The organism is Streptomyces sp. NPDC057694 (assembly GCF_042799415.1).
Taxonomy (GTDB): domain Bacteria; phylum Actinomycetota; class Actinomycetes; order Streptomycetales; family Streptomycetaceae; genus Streptomyces.
Map to the genome: position 1 here is coordinate 1082846 of NZ_JBHVIX010000001.1, position 15282 is coordinate 1098127.

General features: G+C 72.3%; 10 protein-coding genes. 3 read left to right on the forward strand and 7 right to left on the reverse strand.

The window, feature by feature from the left end:
* The first annotated feature begins 19 nt into the window (after positions 1 to 19).
* Together ACFVDP_RS04970 and ACFVDP_RS04975 are read left to right on the forward strand one after the other, a co-directional pair.
* Entirely contained in the window at positions 20 to 2719 is a 2700-nt protein-coding gene (locus ACFVDP_RS04970; RefSeq protein WP_383483311.1) for a glucosidase, read from the forward strand.
* Positions 2716 to 4230, forward strand: coding sequence for an alpha-amylase (locus ACFVDP_RS04975; RefSeq protein ID WP_383483314.1), 1515 nt, complete (start codon positions 2716 to 2718; stop codon positions 4228 to 4230). The genes ACFVDP_RS04970 and ACFVDP_RS04975 overlap by 4 nt, the downstream gene beginning before the upstream one ends.
* Positions 4231 to 4253: 23 nt before the next feature.
* On the opposite strand, the gene ACFVDP_RS04980 is transcribed toward ACFVDP_RS04975, so the two are convergent.
* From ACFVDP_RS04980 to ACFVDP_RS05005, 6 genes are all read right to left on the reverse strand, one after another.
* Positions 4254 to 5963 (reverse strand): SulP family inorganic anion transporter, encoded by a 1710-nt coding sequence (locus tag ACFVDP_RS04980; RefSeq protein WP_383483317.1) that lies wholly within the window; start codon positions 5961 to 5963, stop codon positions 4254 to 4256.
* A 7-nt stretch (positions 5964 to 5970) separates the two neighbouring features.
* Positions 5971 to 8664 (reverse strand): cation-translocating P-type ATPase, encoded by a 2694-nt coding sequence (locus ACFVDP_RS04985; RefSeq protein WP_383483320.1) that lies wholly within the window; start codon positions 8662 to 8664, stop codon positions 5971 to 5973.
* Positions 8661 to 9644 carry a polyphosphate kinase 2 family protein gene (locus ACFVDP_RS04990; protein WP_383483323.1) on the reverse strand — a complete coding sequence of 328 codons (984 nt, stop codon included), beginning with the start codon at positions 9642 to 9644 and terminating at the stop codon, positions 8661 to 8663. Before ACFVDP_RS04990 ends, ACFVDP_RS04985 begins: the two co-directional genes overlap by 4 nt.
* A gap of 48 nt (positions 9645 to 9692) precedes the next feature.
* Positions 9693 to 10112 (reverse strand): hypothetical protein, encoded by a 420-nt coding sequence (locus tag ACFVDP_RS04995; protein WP_383483326.1) that lies wholly within the window; start codon positions 10110 to 10112, stop codon positions 9693 to 9695.
* A 147-nt stretch (positions 10113 to 10259) separates the two neighbouring features.
* On the reverse strand, positions 10260 to 10703 hold the full coding sequence (locus tag ACFVDP_RS05000) for an RDD family protein (RefSeq protein WP_383483328.1): 444 nt from the start codon (positions 10701 to 10703) through the stop codon (positions 10260 to 10262).
* Positions 10696 to 11271: a hypothetical protein gene (locus ACFVDP_RS05005; RefSeq protein WP_383483331.1), complete on the reverse strand. Its 576-nt coding sequence runs from the start codon at positions 11269 to 11271 to the stop codon at positions 10696 to 10698. Before ACFVDP_RS05005 ends, ACFVDP_RS05000 begins: the two co-directional genes overlap by 8 nt.
* Before the next feature lie 201 nt (positions 11272 to 11472).
* Here ACFVDP_RS05005 and ACFVDP_RS05010 point away from each other — a divergent pair, with 201 nt between their 5' ends.
* On the forward strand, positions 11473 to 11850 hold the full coding sequence (locus ACFVDP_RS05010) for an STAS domain-containing protein (protein WP_383483334.1): 378 nt from the start codon (positions 11473 to 11475) through the stop codon (positions 11848 to 11850).
* Between the two features lie 654 nt (positions 11851 to 12504).
* Here ACFVDP_RS05010 and ACFVDP_RS05015 read toward each other — a convergent pair.
* Positions 12505 to 15267 (reverse strand): AAA family ATPase, encoded by a 2763-nt coding sequence (locus ACFVDP_RS05015; RefSeq protein WP_383483337.1) that lies wholly within the window; start codon positions 15265 to 15267, stop codon positions 12505 to 12507.
* Positions 15268 to 15282 lie beyond the last annotated feature (15 nt).

Sequence of the window (15282 nt, forward strand, 5' to 3'; positions counted from 1 at the left end):
CGAGGCAGGGAGTACGCGCATGAAGAAGCAGGAGCAGGGCGCGGGCGTGGGGCCGACGGCCACCGGGAACGCGCGGGCGCGCCTGTGGGGTCCGTACCTGAGCGAGCGCCAGTGGGGCACGGTCCGCGAGGACTACAGTCCCGGCGGCGACGCCTGGTCGTACTTCCCGCACGATCACGCGCGCTCGCGCGCCTACCGCTGGGGCGAGGACGGGCTCGGCGGCATCTGCGACGACAAGCAGCGGCTGTGCCTGGCGGTCGCCCTGTGGAACGGCCACGATCCGATCCTGAAGGAGCGCGCCTTCGGCCTGACCAACGGTGAGGGCAACCACGGCGAGGACGTCAAGGAGTACTACTTCTACCTCGACAGCACGCCCAGCCACTCCTACCTGCGCTACCTGTACAAGTACCCGCAGGCCGCCTACCCGTACGAGAAGCTCCTGTCGGTCAACCGCTCCCGCGGCCGGCAGGAGTTCGAGTACGAGCTGATGGACACGGGGATCTTCGACGAGGACCGCTACTTCGACGTGACGGTGGAGTACGCGAAGGCGGACCACGACGACGTCCTGATGCGGATCACCGTGGTGAACCGGGGCCCGGACGAGGCGGCGCTGCACGTGCTGCCGACGCTGTGGCTGCGCAACACCTGGTCCTGGCACGACGGCCGCGCGCCGGATCCCGTGCCGCGGCTGCGCGCGGCCGAGGGCCCCCGGTCGGTCTCCACCGTGCGCGCCGACCATCCGGAGCTCGGCTCCTACGACCTGCGGTGCGCGGACGCGCCGCGGCTGCTGTTCACGGAGAACGAGACGAACAACGAGCGTCTGTTCCACACCCCGAACGCCTCGCCCTATGTGAAGGACGGCATCGGCCGGTACGTCGTCGAGGGCGAGGGCACGGCCGTGAACCCGGAGCGGGAGGGCACCAAGGCGGCGGCCCACTACTCGCTGGTGGTGCCCCCGGGCGGGTCCGAGACGCTGCGGCTGCGGCTCGGCCCCGCGGGCGGGCAGTTGTCGCTGGCCCGCGGCTTCGACTCGGTGTTCAAGCAGCGCATCGCCGAGGCGGACGACTTCTACCGGGAGCTGACCCCGCCGCGGGCGAGCGAGGACGAGGCGCGGGTGCTGCGCCAGGCGCTCGCCGGGATGCTCTGGTCCAAGCAGTACTACGCCTTCGACCTGGAGACCTGGCTGGCCGAGCACCATCTGTCGCCGTGGAGTCTGCCGCGGGACGGGGTGCGCAACCGCGAGTGGTTCCACATGATCAACGACGACATCATCTCGATGCCGGACAAGTGGGAGTACCCGTGGTTCGCCGCCTGGGACCTGGCGTTCCACACGGTGGCCCTCGCCGTCGTCGACGTCGAGTTCGCCAAGCAGCAGCTCGAACTCCTGCTGCGTGACAGCTACTTGCACCCCAACGGACAGATCCCGGCGTACGAGTGGAACTTCGGCGACGTGAATCCGCCGGTGCACGCCTGGGCCGCGTACTTTGTCCACCTGATGGAGGAGCGCACGACGGGCCGGACCGACATCGCCTTCCTGGAGCGGACGTTCCAGAAGCTGCTGACGAACTTCACGTGGTGGGTCAACCGCAAGGACCCGTCGGGGCGCAACGTCTTCCAGGGCGGCTTCCTCGGTCTGGACAACATCGGCGTCTTCGACCGCAGTGCTCCGCTGCCCACGGGAGGCACGCTGGAGCAGGCCGACGGCACCGCGTGGATGGCGCTGTACTGCCAGTCGATGCTGCAGATCGCCCTCGAACTGTCCCAGCACAACGACGCCTACGACGAGCTGGTCCTGAAGTTCGTCGAGCACTATCTGTGGATCGCGGCGTCGATGGACCGGATCGGGGACCTCGGCGACGAGCTGTGGGACGAGGAGGACGGCTTCTTCTACGACGTGCTGCGGTTGCCCGACGGGCAGGCGGTCCGGCTGAAGGTGCGCTCGATGGTGGGGCTGCTGCCGCTGTGCGCGTCGACGGTGTTCCGTCCCGAGCAGCTGGCTCATATCTCGGGTCTCGGCGAGCGGCTCCAGCGGTTCGCCGCCCGGCACCCCTCGCTGTCGGTGACGTTCAGCTCGGCGCAGGCCGGCACGGCGGGCGGGCCGCGGCTGCTGTCGGTACTGGACGAGAAGAAGCTCGTCCGGGTGCTCGGGCATCTGCTCTCCGAGGACGAGTTCCTCAGCCCGTACGGGGTCCGGGCGCTGTCGCGCCATCATGCCGAGCACCCGTACACGTTCTGGGCGGGAGGTCAGGAGTACCGGGTCGGCTATCTGCCGGCCGAGTCGGACACCGGCATGTTCGGCGGCAACTCGAACTGGCGCGGCCCCGTGTGGCTGCCGATGAACGCGCTCCTGGTGCGCGCCCTGATCAACCTCTACGGTTTCTACGGCGACGACCTCACCGTGGAGTGCCCGACCGGCTCGGGCGTGCACAAGAACCTGTTCGAGGTCGCCGAGGAGATCACCGCGCGTCTGACACGGATCTTCCTGCGCGACGAGGACGGGCGGCGGCCGGTCTTCGGGGGCCAGGCCAAGTTCCGCGACGATCCGCACTGGCAGAACCTGATCCTGTTCTACGAGTACTTCCACGGGGACAACGGCGCCGGGATCGGCGCCTCGCACCAGACGGGCTGGACCGGCCTGATCGCCCCGCTGATGAAGATCTTCGGCACGATCGGTCCCGACGCGTTCCGTCCCGACGCCCCGAGGAGGCGCAGCCGATGACCGCGATGCCCGCGCAGCCCGTCGTCCATGAGGTCAACACCCGGGTGTGGTTGCGGGAGCTGGCGCCGCGCACCGGCCGCCCCCTGGATCTCGCCCGCGTGCCGAAGGACGCCTGGGACGAGCTGACACCGAACGGGGTCGACGCCGTCTGGCTGATGGGGGTGTGGGAGCGCAGCCCGCTGGGCCGCTCCATCGCCCTGGACAACCTGGCGCTGCGCGCCTCGTTCGAGGCGGCGGTCCCCGGGATCGGCGCGGAGGACATCGCCGGGTCGCCGTACTGCATCCGCCGGTACGTGGTGGACGAGGCGCTCGGCGGTCCCGCGGGCCTCGCGGCGGCCCGTGCCGCGCTCGACCGCAGGGGGGTGGGCCTGCTCCTCGACTACGTGCCGAACCATGTGGCGCCGGACAGCCCCTGGGTCTCGGAGCATCCCGAGTACTTCGTGCGCGGGGACGCCGAGGACGTGCGCCGGGATCCGGCGGGTTTCCTCGACACGGGGCGCTCCGTGCTGGCGCGCGGCCGCGACCCGTTCTTCCCGCCCTGGCCGGACGTGGTCCAGCTCGACGCGTTCGCGCCGCGACTGCGGCGGGCGACGACCGAGGTGCTGACGGGGATCGGCGAGAGCTGCGACGGGGTGCGCTGCGACATGGCGATGCTGCTGCTGAACGAGGTCTTCGCGCGGACCTGGGGCGAGCGGGTGGGCCCGCCGCCCGAGCGGGACTTCTGGGCGGAGGTCGTCGCCGGTGTGCGTGAGCGGCACCCGCGCATGGTCTTCGCCGCCGAGGCGTACTGGGACCTCGAATGGGCCCTTCAGGAGCAGGGCTTCGACTTCTGCTACGACAAGCGCCTCTACGACCGGATCCTGCACGAGAGCGCGGCTTCCGTCCACGATCATCTGCGGGCCGACGAGCGCTACCAGCGCGGTCTCGTCCGCTTCCTGGAGAACCATGACGAGCCGCGGGCCGCGGCCACCCTGGCACCGGACAAGGAACGCGCGGCGGCCGTCCTGATCGCCACGCTGCCCGGCGCGACCCTGTGGCACGAGGGCCAGTTCACCGGCCGCCGGATCCACTTGCCGGTGTTCCTGGACCGCCGCGTCGACGAGCCGCCCGACCAGGCCCTGCGCGCGTTCCACGAACGGCTGCTGGCCCGCGTCCACCGCAGCGGCATGCGGACCGGGCACTGGCGGCTCCTGGAGTGCCGGCTCTGGCCGGACAACACGTCCGGCCGCGACCTGATCGCCTCCTGCTGGACCGGCGACGCGGGCCGATTCCTGACCGTGGTCAACCTCTCGGACCATGAGGCGCAGGCACGCATCCCCCTCCCCTGGCCCGAACTGGGAGAGGAGACCTGGGAGTTGACGGAGCTGCTCTTCTCGGAGGACCGGTACGGCCGCTCGGGCGCGGAACTCCTGGAGAACGGCCTGTACGTGGACCTTCCTCCTTGGGGAACCCATGTGTTCGGGGTGGCCCCGGCAGGGGCGCGGGGAACCGCGCGCCCGGCCACGACGTGACCGGCTGACGACCGGGGACCTGGTCACCCCTCCCCCGGAGCGACGGCCCACCGCGCTCCGCTCCCCACCCGGTACGCCACCACGGCCTCTTCCAGGGTGGGGAAGAACCGGTCGGGTGCGAAGGTCCGGGCCAGCCCGTACTGCTCGATCTTGGCCCGTACGGGATCCTTCATCTCCGCGAAGACGAGCCGGACCCCCTTCTCCTGGAGCGCGGTGTCCAGCTCCAGGAGGACGTCCGCTGCGGTGGTGTCCACGTCGGTGACCGGCTCGGCCGCGAGCAGCACCTCGCGCACTTGGGGCGTCTGCCGCACGACGCGCTGCACCTCGTCGCGGAACGACTTGGCGTTGGCGAAGAACAGCGGCGCGTCGAAGCGGAGGATGACCAGGCCGGGGAGGTGTTCGGCGCGCGGGTGCGAGCGCAGGTCGTGGTAGCCCGCGAGGCCCGGCACCCGTCCGAGCTCGGTGCTGTACGGCCACCAGGCGCGCCGGAAGACGTTGAGGATGGACAGCCCGACGGCGATCCCGATCCCGGGCAGCACGCCGAGCAGCGCGACGCCCAGGAACGCGGCGATGGACAGCCAGAACTCCGCCTTGCGCTGGCGCCACAGGCGTCGCGTCCCGGGCAGGTCGGCCAGCGACAGGGACGCGGTGATGACGACGGCGGCGAGCGCGGGCTGCGGCAGGTCGCGGAAGAGGCCGGGCAGCAGGACGAGCATGAGCAGGATCAGCGCGGCGCCCACGACTCCGGTCAACTGGGTGCGGGCGCCTGCCCGTTCGGCGACGGCGGTGCGTGATCCGCTGGTGCTCAGGGGGAACCCCTGGAAGAGTCCGGCGGCGAGGTTCGCGCCGCCGATGGCGAGCATCTCGTCGTTGCCGCGCACCTCCTGCCCGGTGCGTGCCGCGAAGGCGCTCGCGTTGGAGATGGTGTCGGCCAGTGAGACCAGGGCGATCCCGAGGGCGCCCGCGAACAGCGGGCCGAGGTCGGCGAGGGCGACGTGCGGCACGGTGAACGGCGGCAGCCCTTCGGGCAGCCGGCCCACGGTGCGCACGCCGTGCCCGGCGAGGTCGAGGGCGACGGACGCCGCGATGGCGAGGACGACCATGACGAGGACGGCGGGCACTTTCGGCAGGAGCCGCTGGAGCAGCAGGATCAGCGCGAGGCAGCCGAGCCCGACCGTGGCCGCGGCCGGCACTGCTTTCCCGTCCGCCAACCCTCGTACAAAGGAACCGAGTTCGCCGACGAAACCGTGGGCGTCGGTGGAGAAGCCGAAGAGTTTGGGCAGTTGCCCGATCAGGATCGTCAGGGCCAGGCCGTTCATGTAGCCGATCATCGTGGGTTTGGAGATGAGGTCGGCGACGAAGCCGAGCCGGGCGACCGCCGCGAGGACCGTGATCCCGCCGACCATGAGGGCGAGCACGGAGGCGAGGGCGACGGCCCGCTCCGGGTCGCCGCCGGACGCGACCAGGGGCAGCACCGTCGCCGCGATCATCGGGCCGAGCGAGGAGTCGGGTCCGAGGACGAGGATGCGGGACGGGCCGAGGACGGCGTAGGCGAGCAGGCAGAGCACGGACGTGTACAGGCCGGTGATGGCCGGCAGTCCGGCGAGTTCGGCGTACGCCATGCCCTGCGGGACCAGGAGGGTGCTCAGGACGATGCCCGCGACGACGTCCTTGACCAGCCAGGCGCGGCGGTAGTCGCGCAGCGTCCGCACGCCGGGCGGCACCCAGCCCATGGGAGCCTCAGCCCCGCTGCCTGCGGCGGGCGAGCAGCTTGCCCAGTTCCCACAGGGCGAGCAGGGCGAGGGCGGGCAGCAGCGCCCAGCCGAACTGGCCGATGTGCAGCGGTGTCGTGCCGAGCAGCCGGTTGAGGGCGTCCGTCTGAGTGGCCAGGACGGCGAGCAGGAACTCGCCGAGGATCGTCCAGTTGAGCTGTTTGCTGTCGAAGGTCTCCGTCGTCAGGGCGGTGCCGGTCTGGTCGCGGCATTCGAGCGCGCACACGATCAGGCAGAGCGCGAACGCGGTGAAGGCGATGGAGTTGCCGATGCGCAGACTGTCGTAGCGGGCCTCGCCCAGCTTGATCAGGGCGAGCAGGGCGACGGCGATGAAGGCGCCGACGAGGCCCACGGTCAGCATCAGGCCGCCGGTCATCACGGGTTCGCCGCGCGGGCGCGGGCGGCGGGACATCAGCCCCGGCCTGACCCGGTCGAAGCCCAGGGAGAAGCCGAAGGCGGCGTTGACAAAGAAGTGGATCCACAGCACCTGGGCGGGGCTGAAGGGCTCACCGGCGGCGATGTTGAACAGGGTCGCGCCGAGGAAGGTGAGGACGAAGACGACGAGCAGGACGAGGACGAACCGGATGTACTTGGTGAGGTTGTCGTAGATCTTGCGGCCCTGTTCGACGGCGGCGACGATCGTGGCGAAGTTGTCGTCGGACAGGATCATCCGCCCGGCGTTCTTGGCGACCTCGGTGCCCGAGCCCATGGCGATGCCGATGTCGGCGGCCTTGATGGCGGGGGCGTCGTTGACGCCGTCGCCGGTCATGGCGACGACGTCGCCGTGCTTCTTGAGGGTGTCGGCGAGCAGCACCTTGTGCTCGGGGGCGACGCGGCCGACCACCCCGATCCGGTCGATGCGCGCCAGGCGTTCCGTCTCCGGCAGGGCGGCGAAGTCCGCGCCGAGGATCGCCTCGCCGTCGATGCCGACCTGTTTCGCGATGGCGGCGCCGGTGATGACGTCGTCGCCGGTGACCATCCGGACGCGGATGTGGGCGGCCTGCGCGGCGGCCACGGCGGCCTGCGACTCGGCGCGCGGCGGGTCGGCCATGCCGACGAGACTGGTGACGCTGAGCTCCGTGACGTAGGCGAGGAGATCGCCGCCCGGTGTGAAGCGGGCGGGGTCGAGGTCGCGGACGGCGGCGGCCATGACGCGGCGGCCCGCCCGCTCCATCCGTTCCACCGCGTTCTGCGCCCGTTCGCGCAGGGCGGTGTCGAAGGGCAGCGCCTTCCCTTCCGAGAGGGCGGTGGTGGTGCGCGCCAGGACGGCCGGCGCCGCTCCCTTGACGAAGCAGCGCACGACCGTCCGGCCCCTCCCGTCGCGGGTCTCGTGGAAGGTCGCCATCAGCTTGTGGGCCGGGTCGAACGGCAGGGTCGCGAGCCGGGGCAGCTCCTCGCGCGTCGCGTCGATGTCGAGGCCCGCCTTGTGGCCGAGGACCAGCAGGGCGCCTTCGGTGGGGTCGCCCACCACGCGCCCGTCGACGAGCGTGGCGTCGTTGGCGAGGAGGTAGGGCAGGATCGCGTCGTCGATGGTCGCGGTGGAGCCCGCCGCGTGGTGGACGCGGCCCTCCAGGGAGTAGCCGGTGCCGGAGACGGTGTACCGGTCGAAGGCGTCGACGACCTCCACGACGGTCATCTGGTTCATCGTCAGGGTGCCGGTCTTGTCGGAGTTCACGGCCGAGGTGAAGCCGAGGGTCTCCACCGACGGCAGGTCCTTGACGATGGCGCCCCGCCGGGCGAGTTCGAGGCCGCCGAGCGAGAGGATCGTCTGGGTGACGGTGGGCAGCGCCTCGGGGATCGCGGCGATCGCGAGCGAGACGGCGGCCACGAAGAGCGCGTCCCAGGCCTCGCCGCGGCTGCGCCCCAGGGAGAACATCACGATCATGGTCAGTCCGGCGGCGCCGACGATCCACAGGGTGAGCCGGTTCAACTCGACAGTGAGGGGCGAGGGTTCGGGCCGGGTCGCCGTCAGCATCCCCGCGATCCTGCCGAGTTCGGTGCCGGAGCCGGTCGCGGTGACCAGCAGGACGCCGCTGCCGTGCGTCACGGGGGTGTTCATGAACGCCATGTCGGTCTGGTCGGCGGGGCCGAGGTCGGTGCCGCGCACCGGTGCCGGGTCCTTCGCCACGGGGACGCTCTCGCCGGTGAGCGCGGACTCGTCGATCTGGAGCGAGCTGGCCGCCAGCAGCCGTCCGTCGGCCGGGACTTCGTCTCCGGCGGCGATCAGCACGATGTCGCCGACGACGACCTCTTCGGCGGGAATCCGTGCCTCGTTGCCGTCGCGGCGCACGCGCGCGGTGGTCTTGGACATCTCCTTCAGGGCGTTCATGGCGCTCTCCGCCTTGCCCTCCTGCCGGAGGCCGATGACCGCGTTGAGGACGGTCAGGGCGAACAGCACCACGGCGGTCCCCCACTCCTGGACCGCGAGCGACACCACGGCCGAGGCGACGAGGATCAGCTGCATGTACGAGGTGTACTGGCCCAGGAAGCGGGCCAGGGGGCCGCGCGTGCGTTCCCGCGGCAGTGCGTTGGGGCCGTCGTCGGCGAGCCGGGCGGCGGCCCGTGCCGCGCTGAGGCCGAGGGCCGGGTCGACGCCGAGCTGTCCGGCGACCGACTCGGCCGTGCGCGTGTACCAGAGATCCTCCGCCGTGTGCGCGGTCATCGCTTCCGCCTCCGCTCCCGCCCGTGCCCGGCGGCGTAGGGATCCGCTGCCGCGCCGGTCGGCGCCTCGCGCTCCAGCTTCTTCTTCTCGCGGCCGAGTTCACCGCGGCTCTTGTCGTCGATCTCCGGGTAGCGCGGGTCGATGTCGATGAGGGTGTGGGCGAGCACGGCGGCCGCGCAGATCCGCGCGAACCACTTGCGGTCCGCGGGGATCACGTACCAGGGCGCCCACTTCGTGCTGGTCGCGGAGAGCATCTCGGAGAACGCGCTCTGGTAGGCGTCCCAGCAGCCGCGTTCGCGGACGTCGGCCGCCGAGAACTTCCAGTTGTGGTCGGGCAGATCGATCCGCTTGAGGAAGCGGACGCGCTGTTCCTCCTTGGACAGGTTGAGGAACAGCTTCACGACGCGGAAGCCGTTCTCGGTCAGGTACCGCTCCCAGTCGTTGATCTCCCGGTAGCGGCGCCGCCACAGCTTGCGGCCCGATGCGGCGTCCGGCAGCCGCTGGCGGCTGAGGAGTTCGGGGTGGACCCGCACCACGAGCACTTCCTCGTAGTGGGACCGGTTGAAGATGCCGATCTCCCCGCGGCTGGGCAGGTTGCGGGCGTAGCGCCACAGGTAGTCGTGGCCGAGTTCGGCGGTGGACGGCACCTTGAAGCCCGCCACACGTACGCCCTGCGGGTTCACCCCGCTCATGACATGGCGGATGGTGCCGTCCTTGCCGCCCGCGTCCAGCGCCTGGAGGCACAGCAGGACCCCGGTCGCGCCGTCCGCGGCGAGCCGCCGCTGGTAGTCGGCCAGGAGCGTGACGCCGGTGCTCAGCAGCTCCCGGCCGGCTTTCTTGTTCTTCACGCCTGCCTTGAAGGCGGGGTCGAAGTCTTCCGCCAGGTCCACCTTCACGCCGGGCCGCACCCTCAGCGGAGCGATGAACTCGGCGATCCGCTCGGCTCGTTCCTCCGTCGTCCGTGCAGGTCCTTCGCGCATGCCTCACCTCGGCAGGTCGGGTCCGACTCGGTTGCCCGCGGGGCGGGTTCAGAAGAGCGTGTCGCGCCGCACCACGCACAGCGCCCAGATGATGAACCCGTCCATCGCGATGAGGGTCAGGGACCACAGCGGGTGATAGGGGATGGAGAGGAAGTTGGCGATGATCATCAGCCCCGCGATGATCACGCCGACGACCCGGGCCCACTTCATCGCGAAGAAGAGGCCGAGGCTCACGGCCACCGCGATCGCACCGAGGATCATGTGGGTCCAGCCCCAGCCGGTCAGGTCCCACTCGTAGATGTAGTCGGGTGTCGTCACGAAAATCTTGTCCCTGAGTACCGCCGACAGACCCCGGCAGAAGTCCAGAGCACCGGAGATGAACAGCAGCACGGCGGCGAAGACGGTCAGCCCGCCCGCCGCTGCCTGTTTGAAGTCGGAGCGTGGGTGCGACCCCGTCGAGGTGGCCATGACACTACCTCCGTGTTCGGTGCCGGTGCTCGACGCACCGCTGTGGACCGAGTGTCGCGCCCGGTACCGGGGGCCGGTCGTCACCCTTCGGGGGTGACGATCCGGCGGGAGCCGCCCGGGACGCCGTCCCACCGGTTCGGGTGCGGCTCAGCGCCCGTCGTAGTGCACGGCGGCACGGACGACGAGGTCGGGCAGGGCGGCCCGGCGCCGGCTGAACGGGATCCACAGCAGCCCGAGCGGGAACGAAACGCTGAGCGCGGCCCTCACCAGGGCTCTGACCGGGCCGAGCCGGTGCCCCGCCCGGTCACCGACCCGGATCCCCATCAGCCGCCCGCCGACGCTCTGCCCCGTCAGCGCCCAGGACCCGCCGAGATAGCACACGGCGAACAGCCAGCCGATCACTCCGGCGACCCGCCCGTCCCACTGGGGAATCCGCAATGGCGGCCCGACGACGACCAATCGAGCGCAGCCCGCGCCGAGTTGGACGGCGAAGCCGGTCAGCGCGATCAGCAACGCGTCGAGCACCGCCGCGACCCCTCGCGTGACGATCCCCGCGACCTCTCCCCCGTCGCCGCCCTCCGGCTCACTCATCGCCCCGCCGCAGCATCCGATCGGCGGCCCGGTTCACCCCGCGATCCCCGCGCCGCCCGATCCCCCGTACGACGGCGCCGGTGTCCGCGGCCATCCCGCCCCCGGTCTCCCGCACGATCCGCCCGAGGTCGATCTCCCGCAGCACGGTCCGGGTGAGTCCCACGAGGTCGATGCGGGCGATGATCCGGCCGATGTCGACGCGGTCGGCGATGCCGTTCACGTCCACCCGGGCCGCGATGGGGGCGACGGAGACCCGGTCGGCGATCGGGTCGACCTCGACCCGGGCGGCGATCGCGTTCACATCGACCCGGGCGGCGATGGCGTCCACCTCGACGCGAGACGCGATCGCGTTCACATCCAGGCGGGCCGCGACGGCGTCCACATCGATCCGGGCCACGATCCGGCCGAGATCCACCCGTGCGACCACGGCGTCCAGGTCGACCCGGTCCAGGACGAGAGCGACCGCCCCACGCACCACCGCACCGGCGGCCGACTCCACCGCGTCACGGGCGCGCCGGATCCTCCGTGCGACGAATCCGGTGAGGGCGTCCGCGCAGACAGGCATCATCCGCCGACCGCAGCAGAGACCCGGGCGGGCGGCATCATCCGCCGCGGGTGATTCGGTACCTGAGTGTGCCAACGCCTGCACAGAACGTGGCCCCTGGCCGTAATCTGTTCGTCCAGGCCGTCCTTGACCCCGGTGGCCGAATCCCGTCGTCCTGCTTCCCGGACCCGCTCCGGGAGTCCGATCGACCTAGGGGAATTCGCCATGCTGGACAACAACGCATGGCCCGTCGGGCACATCCGGGTCCACGAGGCCCACGGATTGATCGTGATCGAGCTGCACGGCGAGATCGACATCGCCGGCGCACTGGACGTCCTGCCCGCGCTCGACGAGGCCACCGGCGGTGAGCGCCGGACGGTGGTGCTCGACCTGGGCCCGGTGGCGTTCTTCGACATCTACGCGCTGCGGCTGCTGTGCCGGGCCCAGGACCGGGTCGTCGCCCGCGGCGGGCGGCTGCTCGTCGTCTGTGCCCACCAGAACATCCTGAAGCTGCTGCGCGCGGGCGGTCTGCTGGACCGGTTCGCCCCGGTGCCGACCCTGCGGGAGGCCATGGAGCGGGGCGCGCGGGAGGCCGCCGGGTGACGTCTGCCCCGGACTCAACTCGACCGACCCGGGCAGGAGTTCGCTCCGGGCGCCGATGAGGCCGAACGGCTGGCCGTTGCGGTCGGCCAGGGTGCGGGCCAGCCACAGCACGCTGACGCCCGCGGCGCCGAGCCGCCCGATGCGGCGCAGGTCGACGAGGACGCCGGTGCCCCCGGGACGGATCGCCTCGTGCAACAGCCGGCCGACCGGTGCCTCGGCGGCCGGCCCGAGTTCGGCCCGTACCTCGATCACCAGACATCCGGCGACGCACCGCACCACCACCGGCGCTGCTGTCCGGCGACGACGCCGGAACACGGGGCTCCATGCCATGGCGCCCACCCCCTGGGCTCGGCGAACGCACACCGTGGCGCCGCAGGTCGCGGCGCGGGAGGGGCCACACGGCCCTCACCCGCGGGGCCGGCCGGCCCCGCATCCCGCCGCGCGCCGACTACACCGGGCGCCGTACGCCCCTGGTCCGCGATCCCAGGGTTTTCACGGTGGCCCGGGGCGCCGCCCGGGGTCCATCGTGGACGGCACGGAGGTCGACGGGGACTTTCGTCCATGGGGGAACACGGGGGACGGGGGTGCTCGCAGCCGGGCACCCCCGCTGTTCCGGCCCGGCGGTCGCGGCCCGCCGGGTCTCCCCGGGGCCGCTCAGGGTTCCGCCGACCGGCTGATGAGACGGACGAGTTGGGCCCTGCGGTGCACCCCGTCGAGCTTGCGGTAGATGTTGCCGAGGTGGAACTCGACCGTCTTGACGCTGAGGAAGAGCTGTCCGGCGGCCTCGTGGTTGGTGACTCCGCGTCCGACGGCGAGCGCGACGCGCAGTTCCTGCGGGGTGAGGCTGTCGAGCGGAGTGCGTCCCGAGCCGCCGACCCGGACGCCGTCGCCGCCCGCGGCACGGAGTTCGGCGGCGGCGCGGTCCGCCCAGCCGCTCGCCCCGAGCCGCTCGAAGAGGGCGAGTCCGAGCCGCAGCCGGCGCCTTGCCTCGCCGCGCCGCCCCTGCCTGCGCAGCAGCTCGCCGTGCGCGAACTCGGTCCGCCCCCGCTCGAACGGGGCGGACACAAGGTCGAGTTGAGCCAGAGCGCGCCCCATGTGGTGCTCGGCGGAAGCCGGTTCGAGCATGCCGCGCACCCGGGCCGCCGCGGCGGCGGTGACGGGCCGGTGGCCCCGGCCCGCCTCGTGGTCGAGGACGCGCAGGACGTCGTACGCCTCGTCGGTGCGGTGGAGGTGGACGTAGGCGTCGGCGAGGTCGGCGGCCCAGCACAGATAGAGGCCGTCACCGCGGCCGTTGGCGACGGAGAACTCCCTGACCTTCTCCAGGTGCCGGGCGGACTCCTCGAAGCGGCCGAGGCCGAGTTCGAGCAGACCGAGTGCGCCGTGCGCGCGGGCCGCGTCCATGGGCAGTCCGGCGCCGGCCGCGAGGGACTCGGCCCGCGCCGCGTGCCGCCGGCAGTCGGCCTCCTTGCCGCGGGCCGCCTCGGTCCTGGCCTGGGCGGCGAGCGCCCGGCACACCTCGAGGACGCGTCCGGTGTCCTCGCCGAGCCGGGCGGACTCGTCGGCGTGGGCCAGCGACGCGTTCCAGCGGCCGCTCCAGAACTCGATCACGGCGGCCGTACCGAGGAGGTGGGCGAGCAGTCCCACGCTGCTGGAGGCGCGTGCGGCGTGCACGGCGCGGTCGAGCAGGGCGTGGCCCGCTTCGAGTTCCTCGGCGGCGAGATGGCACAGGCCGCCGACGCCGGAGACCGGGTACGGGAACGCCATGTCCGTTGCGGCGAGCGGCTTTTCGAGGTCGTGGAGCAGCGCGCGGCCGTCTTCCGCGTCGCCGCCGAGGAGTTCGACGAGCGCGTGCAGAAGACGTACGGGCAGCGCGGCGGAGGGGTCGCCGAGCGCCTCGGTGATCCGCATCGACTCGGCGGAGGTGGCGCGGGCCGCGGTGAGGTCGCCGATGGCGAGTTCGGTGAAGGTGATCCCGCCGAGCATGACGGCGGCGAGGGCGGGATCGACGCGCCGGGCGTCCGCGACGGCGGCCCGCAGCTGGTCGCGGGCGTGGGCCGTGCGGCCGCGCTGGATGTCGACGTAGCAGCGGACCTGGTGGATGTCGAGCCGGGTGCGTTCCCGGACGGCGTGGCCGAGGGCGCGGTCGAGCAGGTCGGCGGCCTCGTCGAGGGAGTTCGCGGCCTGGGCGGCGCGGGCGGCGGCGAGCAGCCGCCGCGCCCTGTGTTCGTCGTCGGGGGTGAAGCGGGCGGCGTGTGCGTACAGCCGGGCGGCGAGCGGGAGGGTGAGGCTGCCGGGTCCGCCCGCGGCGGCGCGTTCCAGTGCGGCGGCCACCTCTTCGTCGGGGTCGGCGCCGGACTCGGAGAGATGCCAGGCGTAGCGTTCGAGAGCGGTGGGCGCCGTGGCGTCCCGCAGGGCGTGGGCGACGGTGCGGTGGGCCTGCCAGCGGCGTACGGCGCTCGCTCCGTGGTAGACGCTGGAGCGCACGAGCGGGTGCCGGAAGACGTAGGCGCCCTCCTCCACGGTCATCAGCCCGGCCCGCTCGGCCGGTTCGAGTGCGTCGTAGGTCAACTCGTGCGCGCGCAGGACGCGTTCGGTGCCGGTGAGGGGGCGGGGCCCGAGGACGGCGAGCAGCAGCATGGCGTCCTGCGTCCGCTCCGGGAGCCGGGTGACGGCGCTGTGGAAGGTGCGGGTGAGCATCTCGCCGATGGGCAGCGGGGCGCCGGTGTCGGGCCGGTGGCCGCCGCGGGCCAGCAGGGCGGGGAGTTCGACGAGGGCGAGGGGGTTGCCGCGCGCCTCGGCGAGCAGCCGGTTGACGTCGGGCGCGGAGAGTGGCTGGCCTGCGACGAGCCGGCGTGCGGAGTCGGCGTCGAGGCCGCTCAGGGTCAGGGTCTCCACGGGGGCGAGCCGGGAGGCGGCTCCGTCGCCGTCGCGGGTGGCGTACAGGGCGGCGACGCCCTCCCTGCCGAGCCTGCGGGTGGCGAAGGCGAGGGCGTCGAGGGAGTACCGGTCGAGCCATTGCGCGTCGTCGACGACCAGCAGGACGGGCCCGGACTCGCTGACCGCGCCGAGCAGGCTCAGGGTCCCCGCGGCGACGGCGAACCGGTCCTGCGCGACGGCGGGGCCGAGTGCGAGGGCCCCGGTGAGGGCGGCGGCCTGCCGGCCCGGGATCCGGTCGAGGTGGTCGGTGACCGGCCGGAAGAGATCGGCGAGTCCCACGTACGGCAGTCCGGTCTCGGACTCGGTGCCGTGGGTGCGCAGATGTGTCAGATCCCCCGCGACCGACTCGGCGTAGGCGAGGAGGCTGGACTTGCCGATGCCCGCCTCGCCGCGCAGGACGAGGGCACCGCTGCGCCCGTCCCGCGCCGCGTCGACCAGGTCGTCGAGCCGTGCGCACTCCGCTGTCCTCCCCAGCAGCATGCGGCCAGGGTATCG